Origin of the sequence: Collinsella aerofaciens (assembly GCF_039758965.1) — a bacterium.
GTDB classification, from domain to species: domain Bacteria; phylum Actinomycetota; class Coriobacteriia; order Coriobacteriales; family Coriobacteriaceae; genus Collinsella; species Collinsella aerofaciens_BR.
Genome location: NZ_JBDMSL010000004.1, coordinates 69,022 through 85,646, shown reverse-complemented (window position 1 = coordinate 85,646; position 16,625 = coordinate 69,022). Strand labels below are relative to the sequence as shown.

Annotated in this window: 14 protein-coding genes, 1 tRNA gene and 1 other RNA gene; 11 read left to right on the top strand and 5 right to left on the bottom strand. The window is 60.1% G+C overall.

The window, feature by feature from the left end; all coding sequences use genetic code 11:
* The first annotated feature begins 266 nt into the window (after window positions 1–266).
* Together ABHU32_RS02190 and ABHU32_RS02185 are read left to right on the top strand one after the other, a co-directional pair.
* A complete protein-coding gene (locus ABHU32_RS02190; protein WP_346978747.1) occupies window positions 267–1,484 on the top strand; it encodes a helix-turn-helix domain-containing protein in 1,218 nt (405 codons plus the stop codon).
* An 84-nt stretch (window positions 1,485–1,568) separates the two neighbouring features.
* Window positions 1,569–2,144, top strand: a complete 576-nt coding sequence (locus tag ABHU32_RS02185) for a hypothetical protein (RefSeq protein ID WP_346978746.1) — start codon at window positions 1,569–1,571, stop codon at window positions 2,142–2,144.
* Between the two features lie 228 nt (window positions 2,145–2,372).
* Here the strand turns inward: ABHU32_RS02185 and ABHU32_RS02180 are convergent, their stop codons facing one another.
* Window positions 2,373–2,894 (bottom strand): nitroreductase family protein, encoded by a 522-nt coding sequence (locus ABHU32_RS02180; RefSeq protein WP_346978744.1) that lies wholly within the window; start codon window positions 2,892–2,894, stop codon window positions 2,373–2,375.
* 294 nt (window positions 2,895–3,188) lie between these two features.
* Between ABHU32_RS02180 and ABHU32_RS02175 the strand changes: the two genes are divergently transcribed.
* From ABHU32_RS02175 to ABHU32_RS02160, 4 genes are all read left to right on the top strand, one after another.
* Window positions 3,189–3,479: a hypothetical protein gene (locus ABHU32_RS02175; RefSeq protein ID WP_006235631.1), complete on the top strand. Its 291-nt coding sequence runs from the start codon at window positions 3,189–3,191 to the stop codon at window positions 3,477–3,479.
* 180 nt (window positions 3,480–3,659) lie between these two features.
* Window positions 3,660–4,160: a MarR family winged helix-turn-helix transcriptional regulator gene (locus ABHU32_RS02170; RefSeq protein WP_195521051.1), complete on the top strand. Its 501-nt coding sequence runs from the start codon at window positions 3,660–3,662 to the stop codon at window positions 4,158–4,160.
* Entirely contained in the window at window positions 4,160–5,884 is a 1,725-nt protein-coding gene (locus tag ABHU32_RS02165) for an ABC transporter ATP-binding protein (RefSeq protein ID WP_229026394.1), read from the top strand. The genes ABHU32_RS02170 and ABHU32_RS02165 overlap by 1 nt, the downstream gene beginning before the upstream one ends.
* A 1-nt stretch (window position 5,885) precedes the next feature.
* Window positions 5,886–7,892 (top strand): ABC transporter ATP-binding protein, encoded by a 2,007-nt coding sequence (locus ABHU32_RS02160; RefSeq protein ID WP_346978743.1) that lies wholly within the window; start codon window positions 5,886–5,888, stop codon window positions 7,890–7,892.
* Between the two features lie 114 nt (window positions 7,893–8,006).
* Here the strand turns inward: ABHU32_RS02160 and cysE are convergent, their stop codons facing one another.
* Complete coding sequence (gene cysE, locus ABHU32_RS02155; protein WP_117638094.1) at window positions 8,007–8,711, bottom strand: serine O-acetyltransferase; 705 nt, start codon at window positions 8,709–8,711, stop codon at window positions 8,007–8,009.
* Window positions 8,712–8,935: 224 nt separating this feature from the next.
* Between cysE and ABHU32_RS02150 the strand changes: the two genes are divergently transcribed.
* Window positions 8,936–9,583: a DedA family protein gene (locus ABHU32_RS02150; protein WP_346978742.1), complete on the top strand. Its 648-nt coding sequence runs from the start codon at window positions 8,936–8,938 to the stop codon at window positions 9,581–9,583.
* Between the two features lie 290 nt (window positions 9,584–9,873).
* On the top strand, window positions 9,874–10,926 hold the full coding sequence (locus ABHU32_RS02145) for a branched-chain amino acid aminotransferase (protein WP_022093821.1): 1,053 nt from the start codon (window positions 9,874–9,876) through the stop codon (window positions 10,924–10,926).
* 558 nt (window positions 10,927–11,484) lie between these two features.
* Here the strand turns inward: ABHU32_RS02145 and ABHU32_RS02140 are convergent.
* Window positions 11,485–12,036, bottom strand: a complete 552-nt coding sequence (locus ABHU32_RS02140; RefSeq protein ID WP_082421874.1) for a LemA family protein — start codon at window positions 12,034–12,036, stop codon at window positions 11,485–11,487.
* 211 nt (window positions 12,037–12,247) lie between these two features.
* On the opposite strand from ABHU32_RS02140, the gene ABHU32_RS02135 reads away from it, so the two are divergent.
* On the top strand, window positions 12,248–12,832 hold the full coding sequence (locus tag ABHU32_RS02135; protein ID WP_346978741.1) for a TetR/AcrR family transcriptional regulator: 585 nt from the start codon (window positions 12,248–12,250) through the stop codon (window positions 12,830–12,832).
* A gap of 2 nt (window positions 12,833–12,834) precedes the next feature.
* On the opposite strand, the gene ABHU32_RS02130 is transcribed toward ABHU32_RS02135, so the two are convergent.
* A tRNA-Ser gene (locus tag ABHU32_RS02130) sits at window positions 12,835–12,924 on the bottom strand.
* Window positions 12,925–12,975: 51 nt separating this feature from the next.
* Between ABHU32_RS02130 and tadA the strand changes: the two genes are divergently transcribed.
* Together tadA and ffs are read left to right on the top strand one after the other, a co-directional pair.
* Window positions 12,976–14,757 (top strand): tRNA adenosine(34) deaminase TadA, encoded by a 1,782-nt coding sequence (gene tadA, locus ABHU32_RS02125; RefSeq protein ID WP_346978740.1) that lies wholly within the window; start codon window positions 12,976–12,978, stop codon window positions 14,755–14,757.
* Window positions 14,758–15,211: 454 nt separating this feature from the next.
* Window positions 15,212–15,307: signal recognition particle sRNA small type (gene ffs / locus ABHU32_RS02120), an RNA gene on the top strand.
* A 348-nt stretch (window positions 15,308–15,655) separates the two neighbouring features.
* Here ffs and ABHU32_RS02115 read toward each other — a convergent pair.
* Window positions 15,656–16,625 (bottom strand): LPXTG cell wall anchor domain-containing protein (locus ABHU32_RS02115; protein ID WP_346978738.1); only part of this gene is annotated, 970 nt, incomplete at its 5' end.

Below are 16,625 nucleotides of genomic sequence, written 5' to 3'. Positions count from 1 at the left end.
AGAAGTAGCTTGTTTGCGTGCTGCGTGCTGGTGAGCGCATCCTCGCGGTGGAGCGATAGGAGCTCTTGCGGGTATGGCTTGTCCGCAGGTTTATAAGTCCCGAAGAGCTCTTATCGCCCCGCCAGGATGGCGATGCGGGGCAACACCTATACTCGCAGGACGGCGCTTTCTGCCCTATAGTGTTTGGTGAGCAATATCGTTCAATTTTGAAACACTCGGTCGTGCGACCGCCGGCGGTTGCACGTCGCTGCAGACAGGGGCAAATCATGGATAGCGATGCCAAGCTGAACATCTTGACCGATGCCCTAGCTGCTGCCGGGGCATCGGCATTGGCAATCGATGCGCGTGGGGACGTCGCGATCTCGACCATGAATGACGCGGCGCTTGAGCGGGATGTGGCGGCTTTTGTTGCCGAACGCCTCGACCGTATAGGAGACGGCGCGCGTCTTGTTATGGGGCGTGCGGGTACGCGCCTGAGCCTGACCGTTCGCCCTACCGACAAAGAGGGCGGGGGCCTTTGGGCCGTCGTGGTCCGCGAGGTGCGCGGCGCCGCGGCGCATTCGGGCATCGAGTGGCTCAACGCCGACGAGGTTGAGGCCCGCTACGAATCGAGCGCGTACGGCATCGTTGAGGGGGCGGCCTCGGTGGCTGCGCCGGTTGCCGAGAGCTACGCGCGCGGTGTGCCCCTTATGCTCGAGGGCGAGCTGGGAGCGGGTCAGGTCGAGATCGCCAAGCGCCTCTATCTGGACGGTCCTTTTGCCGATCAGCCCTTTGTTTCCATCGCGCTCGATGAACTCACCGATCGCGGTTGGCGCCATGTGCTCAAAAGCGCCGAATCGCCGTTGTTCCAAACGGGGCTGACCCTTTGCATTGAGGGCTGGAACGCGGTTGGCCCCCAGCGCCTCCGCGAGCTGGTCTCCACGATGACCGACACCGCGTTGGCGACGCGCTGCCATGTGGTGCTGACAGCGAATGACATGCCGGGCGGCAGCGAAAGTGATCAAGCCGCCTTTGTGACCGAGCGCTTCGCCTGTGCGGTGAGCGTGGCGCCGGCAATCGCCGAGCAGGGAGCCGCGTCGACGAAGGTTGCGCGCTATTTGGAATATCTCGCTGACGCATTTGGGACGGCAGCGCCCACGCTGTCTTCCGCGGCGACGAAGACGCTCGATGCTTACCGCTGGCCGCGCAATTATCTGCAGCTCCGCGAGGTCTCGGAACGACTGTATATATTGGTGGGGGCGGGCGCGGTGGACCGCGCTGTGGCGGAGGAAGTGCTCGCCCAAGAGGACGTGATTAAGACCGCAGCCTTTGGCGCCCCGACGCTCGAAAGCGACCTGTATATCCTGCGACCGCTGGCCGATACCGAGCGAGATATCGCGCATCTGGTTGTAGATCATCTCCACGGCAACCGAACCCGTGCGGCGGAGGTACTGGGCATAAGCCGTACAACGCTGTGGCGCTTGCTGAAGGACGATGACCGTTGAGCGAGGCGCCCGTGACCGCGCGCGACGCGTGTGCTACAGTCCAAAGCGTTATTGTTTCGATTTGGTTACGGCGTGCGAGGGCATATGGCTGAGACTTCAAAACCGAGCCGCAGAAGGCGGAGTGCCGCGCCGGTCAACCGACGCACGACATCGGTGACGTGGGGCAAACACGCCTCGGGGTTTGATGGCTCGTTCAAGCGCACTAAATACGGCTATCCTTCGGCAAGCGCCCGCTTGGCAATGCAGGCAGAGTCCTCGCTGTGGGGCCGCAAACGCGTGGTGGGCTCAAAGCTCAAGCACGACGGAACGCTCGGTTACATCAGCCGCGGGGCGGCTCGCCGCAGTGGACTCAATCCGGCTGGTTGGCATCGTTATGTTCCGATCGTGGCCGTCGTTGCAGTGATCGTCATCGCACTCGCTGCGCTTGGCTACGCCGGCGGTGGCGCCAACTTGGACGCAGTGTTTAAATCGCCCGAGCTCGCGCATGCAGGCACAGAAGTTATCGAGGGCGCTCAGACCCAGACAGGCGTCGCGCCCCAGCGTGGTATCGTTGCGGCGGCCTCCACCATCGCAGATGCTCAAAAGGACGAAGGCGAGCAAGGTAACGACGCCGAAACGACCCAGACGAACGAAACGACGACAACGGCGACGTCAATATAAGTTACGAGTGGGGTAGCTAATTTGGGACGGGGCTTTTTTAGCTGCCCAAGACAGTGGCTCATTCGATGTCAGTCGCCAAAAGCGAGCGAGCCGCATTTGCGCCAAGGTGACGTGAAATGAGAGGGCGCTGACCTTCTGGTCGCGCCCTCGAAATTGAACGTCAGATTGGCGTGAATGCGGCCCGCGCAGCGTCAACGAGCCCGCCGTTCGGTAGAACGGCGGAACTAATTACCTTACGTAGACGACGTTGTCGCGGCGCGGTTTTGCCTCGGGTGGCGTGTCCTCGGCGTAGCCAAGAATGCAGTTACCGACACCGCGCAGGTTGCCGTCGGCGGGCAGGCCCCAGCTGGCCAGCAGCTCCAGGCCCTCGGGCGAGTCAAAGACCTCATGCGCGCGGTGAATCCAGCACGAATCGACACCCAGTGCATAGGCGGCGTTGAGCAAGTTGCCCATGGCGAGCGAGCCGTCTTCCAGATGTGTGGGCACGCTGCGGTCAACCAGCACCACCACAACGGTCTTGGCGCCATAGAAGGGGTCGCTGTTGCTGTCCATGACCTGGGCGTTGAGCTGTGAGAGACGCTCGACGGTCGCGGGGTCGGTGACGGCGACAAACGTCACCGGCTGGCGGCCCATGCCGCTCGGTGCATATTGGCCGGCTTCGATAATCCGTGCAAGCTTTTCGGCCTCGACGGGACGATTGCTGTATTTGCGGCAGCTGCGGCGGTGAATGAGTGCTTCGATAGTCTCCATGGTGTCTCCTTGCGGTGGCGTTGCAGATGCCCCGTTCATACCCGTCGGGCTTAAACGATAGACGGTCAATTGCCCGGCCAAAAGGATAGATTCCAATTGGGAAAGTAGGTTTGCATAAAAGTACCTTCAGAATGTGACAAACAAATGGGATGGTTAAACGTTTTATCCCGTCTACCCTGCGCTTTTTTACCACTTGCCTAAATGACGAACGCATAACCTTTGATAAAGGTTTTACTAAAGGAGTACCAACGTTTATCAATGCGCCGTGGTGGCGCCGGGCCAGGAGGTAACATCATGTTCCAGGCTGGAGATGTCGTCGAGACCGATTTCGAAGGATTTCTGAAGCTGCTGCGTTCCAAGACGCGCGCTTTCGTGTCGATCAACGATCACGAGTACTACATCACGCACACCGATGGCTATTGGCGTGTTCAGGATTGCGAGGCCCTCAACGACAAGGGCCACTTTACTGACTGCTCCGAGCTGGTCAACACGGTCTGCGAGGTCGTCGAGCTGCCGTGGATTGCCGGCAAGAGCCTGCATGACAGCTTCTCGGGTGCTACGGTCTATGAGGCCGTCGCTGCTTAACAGCCAACACTCGATATTCTCTCGCAACCGCCGGCGCCGCCCCCCGCGCCGGCGGTCTTTTTTGTCGATATGCTTATGTAGAGCCGACCATAAACAACGAGCTTGTTGACGATAGTCAAAACTCGGACTAATGTAGAGATATTAATTGGTCAAAACTCGGACTATCGAATGGTGGGAGAGATGAATAGTGCAGTTAGCCCGGTCGATTTCGACCGGATGCTCAACGGGCTTGACCGTATCTATTCGGAGTTCGCGCGCGCCTGCGGTCTTTCGGACTGCGCCTACTGGATGCTCGTCGACACGAGTGCGGCGGGCGGAAGCGTTGCCGTGAGTCGGCTGACGAGTGAATGGTTCTACAGCAAACAGACCATCAATTCGGCGATCAAGACGCTTAGGGCGCGAGGGCTTGCGACGTTGGAGTTTGCCGAGGGCAGTCGTAAGAACAAGGTTGTGCGACTGACCGAAGAAGGCGTGCAGTTTGCCAAGCGCTACGCGTTGCCGGCGCAAAAAGCCGAGCAACAGGCATTCGAGGCGCTCGAGCCGTGGGAACAGCGCGAGATCATGCGCTTGGTCGGTAAGTTCTCCCATGTTCTTAACGAAGAGTGCGAGGCATTTAAACGGCAAGTGGCCGCCGAGAACGAGGCTGACGATAAGGGCGAGGGGGACACATGCGACTCTTAATGAGGTTTATGAGGCCGTACCGCGGTCTGATTGCGGTGACGCTGTTTGCGGTGCTGATAGATAACGTCGGTACGCTGTTGGTTCCCACGATGCTGGCGAACATGGTCAACACCGGTATTACCACGGGCGACATCGACTATATTTTACGCAACGGCCTGTACATGCTTATCGCGACCGGCATGGCCAGCGGCGGCACGGTGTTGGGCTGCTATCTTTCGGCGCGCCTGGCCGCCAACGTGGCCTGCGATATCCGCAATGCCGTGTACGACAAGTCGCTCGAGCTGTCCGCCAGCGACTTTGAGCGCTTTGGCACGGGTTCGATGATCACGCGCTCACTCAACGACATCAACGTGATTCAGCAAGCTGTCCTTCAGACGATTCAGTTGGTGCTGCCGGTGCCGTTCTTGGCCGTGGCAGGCATCATTTTTGCTTGGTTCATCGATCCCGCCATGGGCACGCTGCTTGGTGTGGTCGTTGCGATCGTGCTGGTGGCGGCGGTCTTTACGGTGGCTAACGCCGCGCCGATCTTTATGCGCCTGCAGAGCTTTATCGACCGCATGAACGTGGTGCTGCGCGAGAACATCGTGGGCGTGCGCGTCATCCGCGCATTTAACAAGGAGCGCCACGAGGAGCAGCGCCTGGACGAGGTGTTTAGCGATTACGCGGCCAACGCCATCAAGGTCAACCACCTGTTTGTGGGTCTCGACAGTTCCAGCTTCTTTTTGATGAATATCGCCGAGGTGGCGGTGCTGTGGGTGGGCGGCAACCGCGCGGGCGTCCACGCCATGCAAATCGGCAGCATCTCGGCCGTGTTGGAATACGCGATCTTGATCCTGTTCTTTGTGATGATGGCGCAGATGGTTATTCTGACGCTTCCGCGCGCTGCGGCGTGCCTCAACCGCGCGCAACAGGTGCTCGAAATCGAGCCGAGCATCGTGGACGGCAAGGCAACGCTGGGCGACGGGGCGCCTGAGTCCGCAGATGGTGCCGACGCGGTTGCCGTGTTCGACCATATGTCGTTCCGTTTTGACGATGCCGACGAGGATACCCTGTGCGACCTGAGCTTTGCCTGTCGCCGTGGCCAGACCACGGCGATTGTAGGCTCAACGGGCTCGGGCAAGTCAACGGTGGCCAAGCTCTTGTTGCGTTTCCACGATGCCACGAAGGGCGCCATTCGCCTGAACGGCGTTGACCTGCGCGACCTTTCGCAAGGTGAGATTCGCGGGCATATCGCTTACGTGCCGCAGAAGGCGTGGCTGTTCTCGGGTACGGTGGCGAGCAACCTGCGCTTTGGCAACGAGGGCGCGACCGAGGCTGACATGCTCCATGCGCTGGAGGTTGCCCAGAGCACCTTTGTGCTCGATCAGCCCCAGGGGCTCGATACTCCGGTATCCCAGGGCGGCACGAACTTCTCGGGCGGTCAGCGCCAGCGCCTGGCCATTGCTCGCGCACTCATGAAGCGCGCCGATCTATATATCTTCGACGACAGTTTTTCGGCCCTAGACTTTAAGACCGATGCGGCACTGCGCCATGCGCTGCAGGACGAGACGCGCGATGCCGCGGTGCTCATCATCGCCCAGCGCATCTCGACGATCTTGCACGCCGACCAGATCGTCGTGCTCAAGGACGGCGAGGTTGTGGGCTTGGGCACGCATGGCGAGCTTATGGAAACCTGCGAGGTGTACCGCGCCATCGCGGAATCGCAGATGAAGGGAGGTGAGTAGCATGACCGAGGAGCTCAGGAAGCAGGCCAGCGTTGATGACGCCGTTGCCGCGGGACTGGTTGAGGAAACGGCTGCCGTAGCACCCGAGCTGGACGAGGCCGCCAAGGCTGCAGCCGAGCGCGAGGCTCGCCGCCAAGCGCTCTACGAGGAAAACGAACGCGCCGAGGATGAGCGCGCCCGCGCTGAGGCAGAGCGCATGCGCGATGTGGACGACGAGGACGAGGACGAGAAACCCCGCGACACCTGGGCGACGGTGCGCCGCCTGTGGAGCGAGGCTGCCGGTGACCATTGGCGCTTCTATATCGTGTTCGCGAGCATCGTGTTCTATGCCATCTTTAACACCGCTGCGCCGGCATATAGCGCCCGCGTGATCGATGAGCTGTGGGGCCACATTCAGGTGGCGTTTGCCAACGACACCACCTTCAACATCACCTGGGAGAACTGCGGCAGGACCATCTTCATCTACTTTATGATCTGGACGGCCGCTGCCTCGTTCTACGCGCTCCAGAGCTTTTTGATGTCGAGCGTGGCCGAACGCCTTAACCTGCACCTGCGTAACCGCATCGCTCAAAAGCTCAACCGTCTGCCGCTTGCCTTCTTTGATGCGCATCGTCCCGGCGAGGTCGTCAGCCGTGCGACCAACGACTTAGACAAGATGTCTGAGAGCATGCAGCGCGGCTTGCTGCAGCTTCTGGTGTCGATCGGTACCGTGGTGGGCGCCGTGAGCGTGATGTTCGTGTTTAGCGTGCCGCTCACGCTTGTCTTTTTGTTCTTTACGGCGCTTTCGCTGCTGGTGACGAAGGTCGTTTCGCGCCGCACGCACGATGTGACGGGCGAGCGCCAGGAGTGGGTGTCCAAGATTACGAGCGCGGTCGAGGAAGGCTACTCGGGCCGTCTGGTGATCCGTGCGTTTAACCGCGAGCGCCAGAGCTCTGCCGAGGTGCACGAGGCTTCGAAGGAGCTGGCGCGCGTGAGCACCAAGGCCGACTTTATGATTAACGCCGTCGGCCCCGCGGTGCGCTTTATCGGCCGCTTGGCGCAGATCGTGATTGCGCTTGTGGGCTGCAGCATGCTGGTTGCCGGGCATATGACCGTCGGCGTGTTCCAGGCGTTCTTCCAGTTTATCTATGAGGCATCCGAGCCCATGACGCAGCTGTCGTTTACCTTTAACTCGCTGCAGAGCGCGCTGGCGAGCGCCGAGCGCGTGTTCGACCTGCTCGACGAGTCCGAGATGGAAGCCGATCCGTTGCCGGCGGCCGCCGCCAAGCTGCCGGGCAAGGTTGAGGGCCGTGTTGCCTTTGAACACGTGCGCTTTGGTTATGCGCCCGACAAGCCGCTCATGCGCGACGTGTCGTTTGCCGCCGAGCCGGGCCAAAAGATCGCGGTGGTGGGAACCACGGGCGCGGGCAAGACCACGCTCATCAATCTGCTCATGCGCTTCTACGAGATCGACGGTGGTCGCATTACCCTTGACGGTGTGGACACGAGCCGCATGGATCGCGGCGAGCTGCGCCAGCAGTTTGGCATGGTGTTGCAGGACGCCTGGCTGTTCGATGGCACCATTGCCGAGAACATCGCCTACGGCTGCCCCGAGGCAACGCGCGACGAAATTGTGGCCGCCGCTCGTGCCGCGCAGGTCGACTTCTTTGTGCGCACCATGCCGCAGGGCTACGACACGCGCGTGGCCAACGATGCCGAAAGCATCAGCCAGGGCCAACGCCAGCTGCTGACCATTGCGCGCGTGCTGCTCAACAACCCGGCGATTCTCATCCTGGACGAGGCGACCTCGAGCGTGGACACACGTACCGAGCTTGCCATCGGCCGTGCCATGGACGCGCTTATGCGCGGACGCACGAGCTTTGTGATCGCGCACCGTTTGTCGACGATCGTCGATGCCGACCTGATCTTGGTCATGGACCACGGCAATATCATCGAGCAGGGTACGCATAAGGAGCTGCTGGCTGCCGAGGGTGCCTACGCCGACCTCTATCTGAGTCAGTTCGCATAATGTGACAAAGGGACAGTCCTTCATGTCACATCAAAAAGAAAGGCGCGCCGGGGATGAATTCCCTGGCGCGCCTTCTTGCGTTGATGCCGATGTCGTTTTGTGCCGCTTGCGTTCCTAGCGTTCGTCTACGAGCTTGGCGACGAGGGCCTTGAGCTCGGCCACTTCTCGCTCGAGTTCTTTGACGCGGCGGGCATTCTCGGTGATGCCCTGGCGGTTGAGGGCACTCTGCTCGGCGGCGTCATCGGGCATGTACTCGCGATGCTGCTTGGCGTCGAAACTTTCCTCGAACACACGGCAGCCGTTGCGTTTGATGATGCGTCCCGGCACGCCCACGACGGTGCAGTTGTCGGGCACGTCTTTGACGACGACCGAGTTGCCGCCGATCTTGACGTTGTTGCCGATGCGGATGTTGCCGAGTACCTTGGCGCCCGTGCCCACGGTGACGTTATTGCCGAGCGTTGGGTGGCGTTTGCCGGTCTCGTTGCCGGTGCCGCCAAGCGTGACGCCCTGGTAGAGCACGCAGTTGTCGCCCACGATGGCAGTCTCGCCAATAACGACGCCCATGGCGTGGTCGATAAAGAAGTGCTTACCAATCTGCGCGGCAGGGTGAATCTCGACGCCGGTGATGTGGCGGGTGAGCTGCGAGAGCACGCGGGCGAGCGAGCGATGTCCATGCTCCCACAGCCAGTGCTCGGGCACGTGGTTCCACTTGGCGTGCAGGCCAGGATAGGAAAGGAAGATGACCAGACCGTTTTGCGCGGCGGGGTCCTGCGCTTGGACGGTCTTGATGTCCTCGCGAATGGTATTGATAAAGCTCACCGGCCGCCCTCCCTTAGCGCCGTGACAATGCGATTCAATAAAGTATAGCGATTCGCTAGGGATTAGGAAGGGCGATCTTGCTTCGCTTTGGGCGACAAGTGTCAGTTATGCAAACTTGCTGGTAATGAAGTAAGACTTTTGAGGGGTTTGGCCCGTGCTCGCGCCGCAACCGTATACTGGTCAACTTGGACGTGTCCGCGCCCACAACTGAGAGGTTTTACTTCATGGGTTTCATCAATTTTATCGCCGAGCTGCTTAAGGACCCGCGCACCGCGATCGCCAGCTGGATCGCCGCCGGCCCGCTTATGGCCTACGGCTGCGTGTTCCTAATCATCTTTATCGAGACGGGCGTGGTGTTCTTCCCGTTCCTTCCCGGCGACTCGCTGCTGTTTGCCTCGGGCTTCTTTGCCCACAACGGCGGCTTTAACATCGTGGCGCTTCTGGCCACCGCATGGGCCGCAGCCATCCTGGGCGATCAGTGCAACTTTATGATCGGCCACTTCTTTGGCCGCAAGATCATCGCCTCGGGCAAGGTAAAGGCCATGACGCCCGAGCGCATCAAAAAGTCCGAGGATTTCCTGGATAAGTGGGGCCATCTGGCCATCTTCCTCGGTCGCTTCTTCCCGTTCATCCGCACCTTTGTGCCTTTTATCGCCGGCATGGGCGGCATGCACTGGCGCAACTTTGTCATCTTTAACGTGCTGGGTGGAATTACCTGGTCAACGGTCTTTACGCTGCTGGGTTACTTCTTTGGTGGCATTCCGTTTGTGCAGGAGCATTTTGAGCTGCTGATTATCGGCATCGTCGCCGTGTCGATCATCCCGACCGTGGTCGGCCTGGTTAAGGCTAAGCTCGGTAAAAAGAACGCCTAGTCCGAGTTTGTTTTCGGACGTTAATTCCAAGGCCCGTCATCGGATTCGATGGCGGGCCTTTTGTGTTGAAGGCAAATGAAAATACTTTACTTAGTTAAAGAAAAACGTTTTATCCAAGGCGTGCGGGGAGTACAATCACCTGCATGCGAATCGACGTGCCATCGGCTTCGATGCTGCCCGCGTGTCCTGCCCGGCTCTACGCTTCCGGGTATGCGACGTTGCGACGCGGCCGGCTTCGGTCCTTGCGTGCGGGTTCGCGAGTATGCAACCGTGTATGTAAGGAGCGACATATGACTGTCGAGAAGAAGGATATCGATTGGGGTAGCCTCGGCTTTGGCTACATGAAGACCGATTACAGCTACGAGGCCCATTGGAAGGATGGCGAGTGGGACGAGGGCGGCCTGACCACCGACCACACCCTGCATGTCTCCGAGTGCGGTGGCATCTTCCATTACTGCCAGGAGGTCTTTGAGGGCCTGAAGGCCTACACCGCCGAGGACGGCAGCATCGTCTGCTTCCGTCCCGACATGAACGCCGAGCGTATGTATAACTCCGCGCAGCGCCTCGAGATGCCCCCGTTCCCCAAGGACAAGTTTGTCGAGGCCGTCAAGCAGGTCGTCTCTGCCAACGCCGCCTGGGTTCCGCCCTTCGGCTCTGGCGCAACCCTGTATGTGCGTCCGTTTATGATCGGCTCCGGTGACGTGATCGGCGTGGCTCCCGCTCCTGAGTACACGTTCCGTATTCTCGTGACCCCGGTCGGTCCGTACTTTAAGGGCGGCCTCAAGCCTGTCAAGCTGCGCGTTTCCGAGTACGACCGCGCCGCACCGCACGGCACCGGCAACATCAAGGCCGGCCTCAACTACGCCATGTCCCTTAAGCCCACGATGGAGGCTCACCGCGAGGGCTATGCCGAGAACCTGTATCTCGACTCCGAGTCCCGCACCTATGTCGAGGAGACCGGTGGCGCCAACGTCCTGTTCGTGAAGGAGGACGGCACGCTTGTCGTCCCGCAGTCGCACACCGACTCCATTCTTCCCTCCATCACCCGTCGTTCGCTCGTTCAGGTCGCTGAGGACCTGGGCATGACCGTCGACCAGCGTCCCGTCGAGTGGGCCGAGGTCAAGGCCGGCACCTTTGTTGAGTGCGGTCTGTGCGGCACCGCTGCCGTTATCTCCCCGGTCGGCGAGATTGACAACAAGGTCTACGGTGCCGACGAGACTGTGACCTTCCCGGCTGGCTACACCGAGATCGGTCCTGTGATGAAGAAGCTCCGCGAGACCCTGACGGGCATCCAGTCTGGTGCTGTTGAGGATAAGCACAACTGGGTTTACACCGTCGCGTAAGCTGTCTTGTATGTCCGGTCCGAGGGCGACCTTCCTTTCCGGCGCGTCCTCGGACATGAAAGAACCCCCGCTGCGCACTACGTGCGGCGGGGGTTCTTTCGTCCTGCGGAGTGCGCCGGGAGGGAACTTGTTCTCTGCCCTGCGGGTTCGGCGATGTCACAACGGGCAATGATTAATCTGAATAAAGATGGTGCGCGGCCTTTTAGGCTGCGCTTTTGCTTTGCTTCGCGCCATGTGGGGGCGGTGGCGACGTGCATTTTTGCGAGTATTCTGCAATCGAAGGCCCCTGCATACCGACCTCGGGCAAAAAATCGGGATTTCTCGATGTTTTCTACGGATGATGGGCGGGGTTATGGGCTGACAGCGTTTGATTTGCAGGGACATTCGCGGTCTTTGGCATTTATCGTGGCGCCCGAAGCTCTTGGTTATGTTGAATACTCCTAAAAATGCACGGCGCTTAGAGGGGGACCTTCGCGAAAAAGGAAACCGCCCCGTCGAAGTATGCATTCGACGGGGCGGTTTATACATTTGGCCGATTAAGGATACGCTGTCAAACTACTAGAACTTGACGGTCGGGGCCTGGCGGGCTGCTTCGGCGGCCTCGAAGCCCTGGCGCTCCTTAAACTGGAAGATGCCGGCAAAGATGACAGCCGGGAACGTCTGAATGGCGTTGTTGTAGCTGAGCACGCAATCGTTGTAGCTCTGGCGTGCGTAGCTAATCTTGTTCTCGGTATCCTCGAGCGATGCCTGCAGCTGCGTAAAGTTGGTGTTTGCCTTAAGATCGGGGTAGGCTTCGGCTACGGCGAAGAGCTGACGCAGCGCACCGGTCAGCACGTTGTCGGCTTCCATCTTGGCCTCGGGCGTGGTGGCCTTGACGGCGGTGTTACGCGCGCTGATCACGGCGGAGAGCGTCTCCTGCTCGTGCTTGGCGTAGCCCTTGACGGTCTCGACCAGGTTGGGGATCAGGTCGTTACGGCGCTGCAGCTGCGTATCGATGTTCTGCCAGGCGTTATCGATGCGGTTACGCTTGGTGACCATGTTGTTGTAGATGCCGGCGATGGCGCAGACAATCACAATGACAACAACGATGCCGATGATGACGGTAATCATGATGTCTCCGTTTCGAATGGCCGCGGCGGCATGCGCCAGCTGCCGTTGGTATAACGCTACTAGTATACCCGCAACGTTTTACCGTGCCGAACTTTCCGGTAAGCGTTGTGTTTTCGGCGGGGTTGGCACCGGGGCAAAGCGCGCGAGGTACAGGTGTAAGATATGCGACAGATTGACGAGTGTTGTCTTTGCCCTGAGGATGGCGATACCAGTGGACCTTCGCATCAAGAAAACCTACCGCGCCCTGTTCGATGCCTTTACCGAGCTTCTCGAGGAGCATCGTTTTGAGGACCTGACGGTTGCCATGCTGTGCGACCGCGCCATGATTCGCCGCACGACGTTCTACAAGCACTTTCGCGACAAGAACGATTACTTTGCCTTTTATATCGATGAGCTCATGTCGGGCTTGCCGCAAAAACAGCCCGATGAGGCCGGCGCAGTGTCTGTCGAGGACGTGCGCGCGCTTCGGCACGCGATTTTGGACGATGCCATGGATTTGATTCTGACGCACGAGCGGCTCATGGATAACATTTTGGCAAGCAGCATGTCGGGCATGTTGACCAACGTTATTTGCGACCGCATTGCCCGCTCCATCCGCGAGCGTGTGATGAACGTGCTTGCCGAGGACGCCCTGGCCCCCGTGTCACTCGAGACGACGTCTGAGTTTGTCGCCGGCGGTATTATTCGTCTTTTCACGATATGGTGGGAATCGGGCCACGATCTTGAGCGTCGACCTGAGATAGCCGACGTGGTCGATGCGCTGTTTGAGCGGACCATGACACCGGTGAATCACTAAAGTGGCGGAGAGAGGGGGATTCGAACCCCCGGAACGCTCTCGCGCTCAACGGTTTTCAAGACCGCCGCATTCAACCGCTCTGCCATCTCTCCGTGAGTCGTAATGATAGCATCGTTTTGAATTTGCAACAGGGAAGGCGAACGATGACGATCACCGAAATCGACGAGAAGTTCATGCGCGAGGCACTGGCCGAGGCGCGCGCCGCCGCGGCGGTGGGCGAGGTGCCCATCGGAGCCGTAGTGGTGCGCGACGGTGAGATCGTCGCGCGGGCGCATAATCGTCGCGAACTCGACCAGGACCCTTCGGCTCATGCCGAGTTTGCGGCCGTGTGCGCCGCTGCCCAGGCGCTTGGCCGCTGGCGCCTTTCCGACTGTACGGTCTATGTGACGTTGGAACCCTGCTGCATGTGCGCAGGCCTTATGGTTAACGCGCGCGTGGGGCGCTGCGTGTATGGCGCGAGCGACGCCAAGGCGGGCGCGTTGGGATCCCTATACGATTTGAATGCCGACTCGCGCCTGAATCATCGGTTTAACGTGACGGCTGGGGTCCTGGCGGCTGAATGCCGCGAGCTGCTGAGTAGCTATTTTGGCGGTCTGCGCGGAGCGGGCGGCGCTGATTGCGGTTGTGGGGCCGATCTTGAAGCACACGCCGCTCACGCCGCAGCGCTTGCAGGTGCCGGTGAGGATGCTGGCACGGCGGTTGACTTTGGTCCTGCGTGCCGCCGACCCCGCCGTGTGCTGTTGGCGATCGACTCCTTTAAGGGCAGCGTTTCGAGCGCGCAGGCGGAGGCGGCGGTTGCCGAAGGCGTGCGCCGCGTTTGGCCCGATGCCGAGCTGAACGCTTTGCCGCTGGCAGATGGTGGCGAGGGAACGCTCGACGCCATCGCCGCGCGTGGTGGCGAGCTTGTGACCTGCGAGGTTGCGGGACCCTTTGACGATGGTGTGCCTGCCCGGATGTTAGTGGACGGCGAGCACGAGTCGGTTGTTATTGAGATGGCCGAAGCAGCAGGCATCGGGTACTCACCTTGCACGGAATCGGCGGCGCTGGCTGCTACAACCTATGGCGTGGGCGAGCTGATGCTCCGTGCAGCTCGTGTCGGGGTAAAGACTATCTATATTGGCTTGGGCGGCAGTGCCACCAACGACGGTGGCGCCGGCATGCTGCAGGCGCTGGGCGCGCGTGTGGTCGATGATCAGGGATGCGATGTCGCCCCCGGTCTTGCCGGCCTTGAGCAGGTGGCGAGCGTTGATTTGGCGCCAGCGCTGCAGGCTTTGGATGATGCTCGTATCGTTGTGCTTTCCGATGTCGAGAATCCGCTCGTGGGGCGTCGAGGCGCACTGGCGGTGTTTGGCGGGCAGAAGGGCCTGCCGGCGGATGATGTCGAGGCGCTGCGCAGATACGACGGCTGGATGGTCGGCTACGGTCGCCTGCTCGATGCGGCAATTTTCGAGGCGCGAGCCCAGGGGTTGTTGCGCACACCCGAGGGCGCACGGACATTTGGCTCGGTGCTCGGCGTGCCCGGCGCGGGCGCTGCCGGTGGCTTGGGCGCCGCGTTGCTGGCGCTCGGTGCGGAGCTGCGCTCGGGTGTAGAGACGGTGCTCGATCTCGTGGGGTTTGACGAGCGCGTGCGCGATGTCGACCTGGTCATAACAGGCGAGGGCAATATGGACGAGCAGTCCGCCGCCGGTAAGGCGCCGGTGGGTGTGGCTCGCCGCGCCAGGCGATATGGCAAGCCGGTGGTCGCCGTCGTGGGCGGCCGTGCTGACAACCTGAACGCGGTATATGAGCAAGGTATCGACTTGGTACTGCCGATCTGCCGCAAGCCCATGCCTCTCGACCAGGCGCTCAATCCTCAGGAAGCCACAACCAACCTCATCTTCGCCGGTGAGTCAGCCGCCCAAGCCTACGACCTCGCTCGCCTCTAAAACCCATCTCTCTTTAAGTTGCGGTGAAATACGGAGTGTTTTTGCCTTTAAGGTGCCAATTCAGTCCGTATTCCACCACAGCTTCGAGAATGGCCATTCGAGGTTGGCTGCCTTGGGTCTTGGATCGGACCGTTTGCCACGAAACGTGGCCATCTACTACGTTAAACCGGCCACCCTCGACCATCCCGGAATTTACAAAAACAAAACCGCAGGTAGAGAGCTTGCCGATTTTCGAAAAAGCCGGCTATGGTTGACCCCTGCGGCCTAAACGTAGTAGATAGGTCCTTTCTGTGGTGCGGCACCAAGCCGGTCATTTTGGGATGGGACTATTTTGACTACTCATTGGCTGCTCTGGCAATCGGGCTGCAAAAGTAGTCAAAAAAGCTCCGTCCCAAATTAGCTACCTTGCTCTGGCGGGCGGGAGCAGGTAAGATATACCGAGCGCCTAGCGCGTTCGATGGGTTCGGATGACGACATGTTCCGAATCTGGTCAGGTCCGGAAGGAAGCAGCCATAAGGAGCCTCTGTCGGGCATCCGAATCCATCGAGCGCACGGGCGCTTTTTTGGTGCCGCGGCTACCCGCGAGTGCCGGCAGGGCGCTTGGTGTCTCGCTGGTCCTCGGCTTCGCCTGCGGGATCGCTCGACTACCAAGCGCCCTGCCGGCACTCGCGGGTAGCCGACCAAAACCACCCGAAGGGTCACATTTATCTGAATTATTTAATCCCGTGTCTTTTGCTGCTCGTTGGCGTTGTCTGGAGCGCGGCGGCTACGTGGTTCAAGAGACGGCGGCATTACCATCTGTTTTTACAAGTAAGGAGGCTCGTTTCCCTAGGTTGGGGAAACGAGCCTCTTTTTGTCTCTGGGCTTGTGGATTGGTGAAGGCAGAATGCTCTGTCGGCTATTTTGAGTTCTTGATGCGGCGTGCGGCTGTGGCGGTTATTCCGAGTCCCATGGCGGCGATTCCTGCGAGTGCTATTGCGCTCGGTGCTGTGTCGCCCGTGTTCGCGAGCTTGCCGGCGGTCGTATTTGCTTGCTTGCCGCTGCTCGAGTTCGCCTGCTTGGTGGAGCTTGGTAGGGCGTCTTTGCCGGCTGCAGGTGAGGCAACGGGCGGTGTCGCCTCGGCGGGTTGCGTTGAGCCGGAGGGAGGCGTCGTCTCGGTCGGTTTCGTTATCTCGGGCGGGGTGGCCTTGTCTGCCGCGGCCTTTGCCTCTTCGTATGCCTTGCAGGCGTCGTCATAGGCCGCTTGCGCCTTTTCCAAATCGCCGAGGAGCGCATTTCGCTTGGCTATGTCCTCGTCGATGTGGGCTTTAGCTTCCTCTGCCTCACTTTCGAAATACTGAACCTGTTTTTCCTGGCTTTCGAGCCGGCGTTGGTAGCGGTGAAGATCATCTTCACAAGATTCTTCTCGCCTTTGTGCCGTCATGATCTCCATGCGCAACTGCTTAATATGCTCCTTAATAGCTGTGCTGGGCTCCTCGCCGCCGAGTGCTTCAAGTGCCTTATCTAATTCTGCCTGAAGGCCGCTTGTCCGGTTGTGGGCCTCATCGTATTTGGCTTGGGCTGCATCGACGTTCGCTTGCATGGCGGGAAGGGGTTCCCTCCGTTTGGCGGCTTCCGCCACCACCATGTCGTAGAGTTCTTGAAATGCGGCAATGTCATCATCGATTTCCGCAAGTTTCTCGGGACTTGCGGCGTCTTTTGCGGCCTCGAGGGTTTTGAGCGCTTCCTGCATGGCTGCATACGCTTTGTCTTTTGCGGCGGCCGCGTCTTCCGTTTGCAAGGCAACTGCACCGGTGGGGGAGCTGGTTTCTGCCGCGATCGCCGCTACGGGGGCGATTCCCGCGACAAGTGCCGCGGAAAGGGCGATG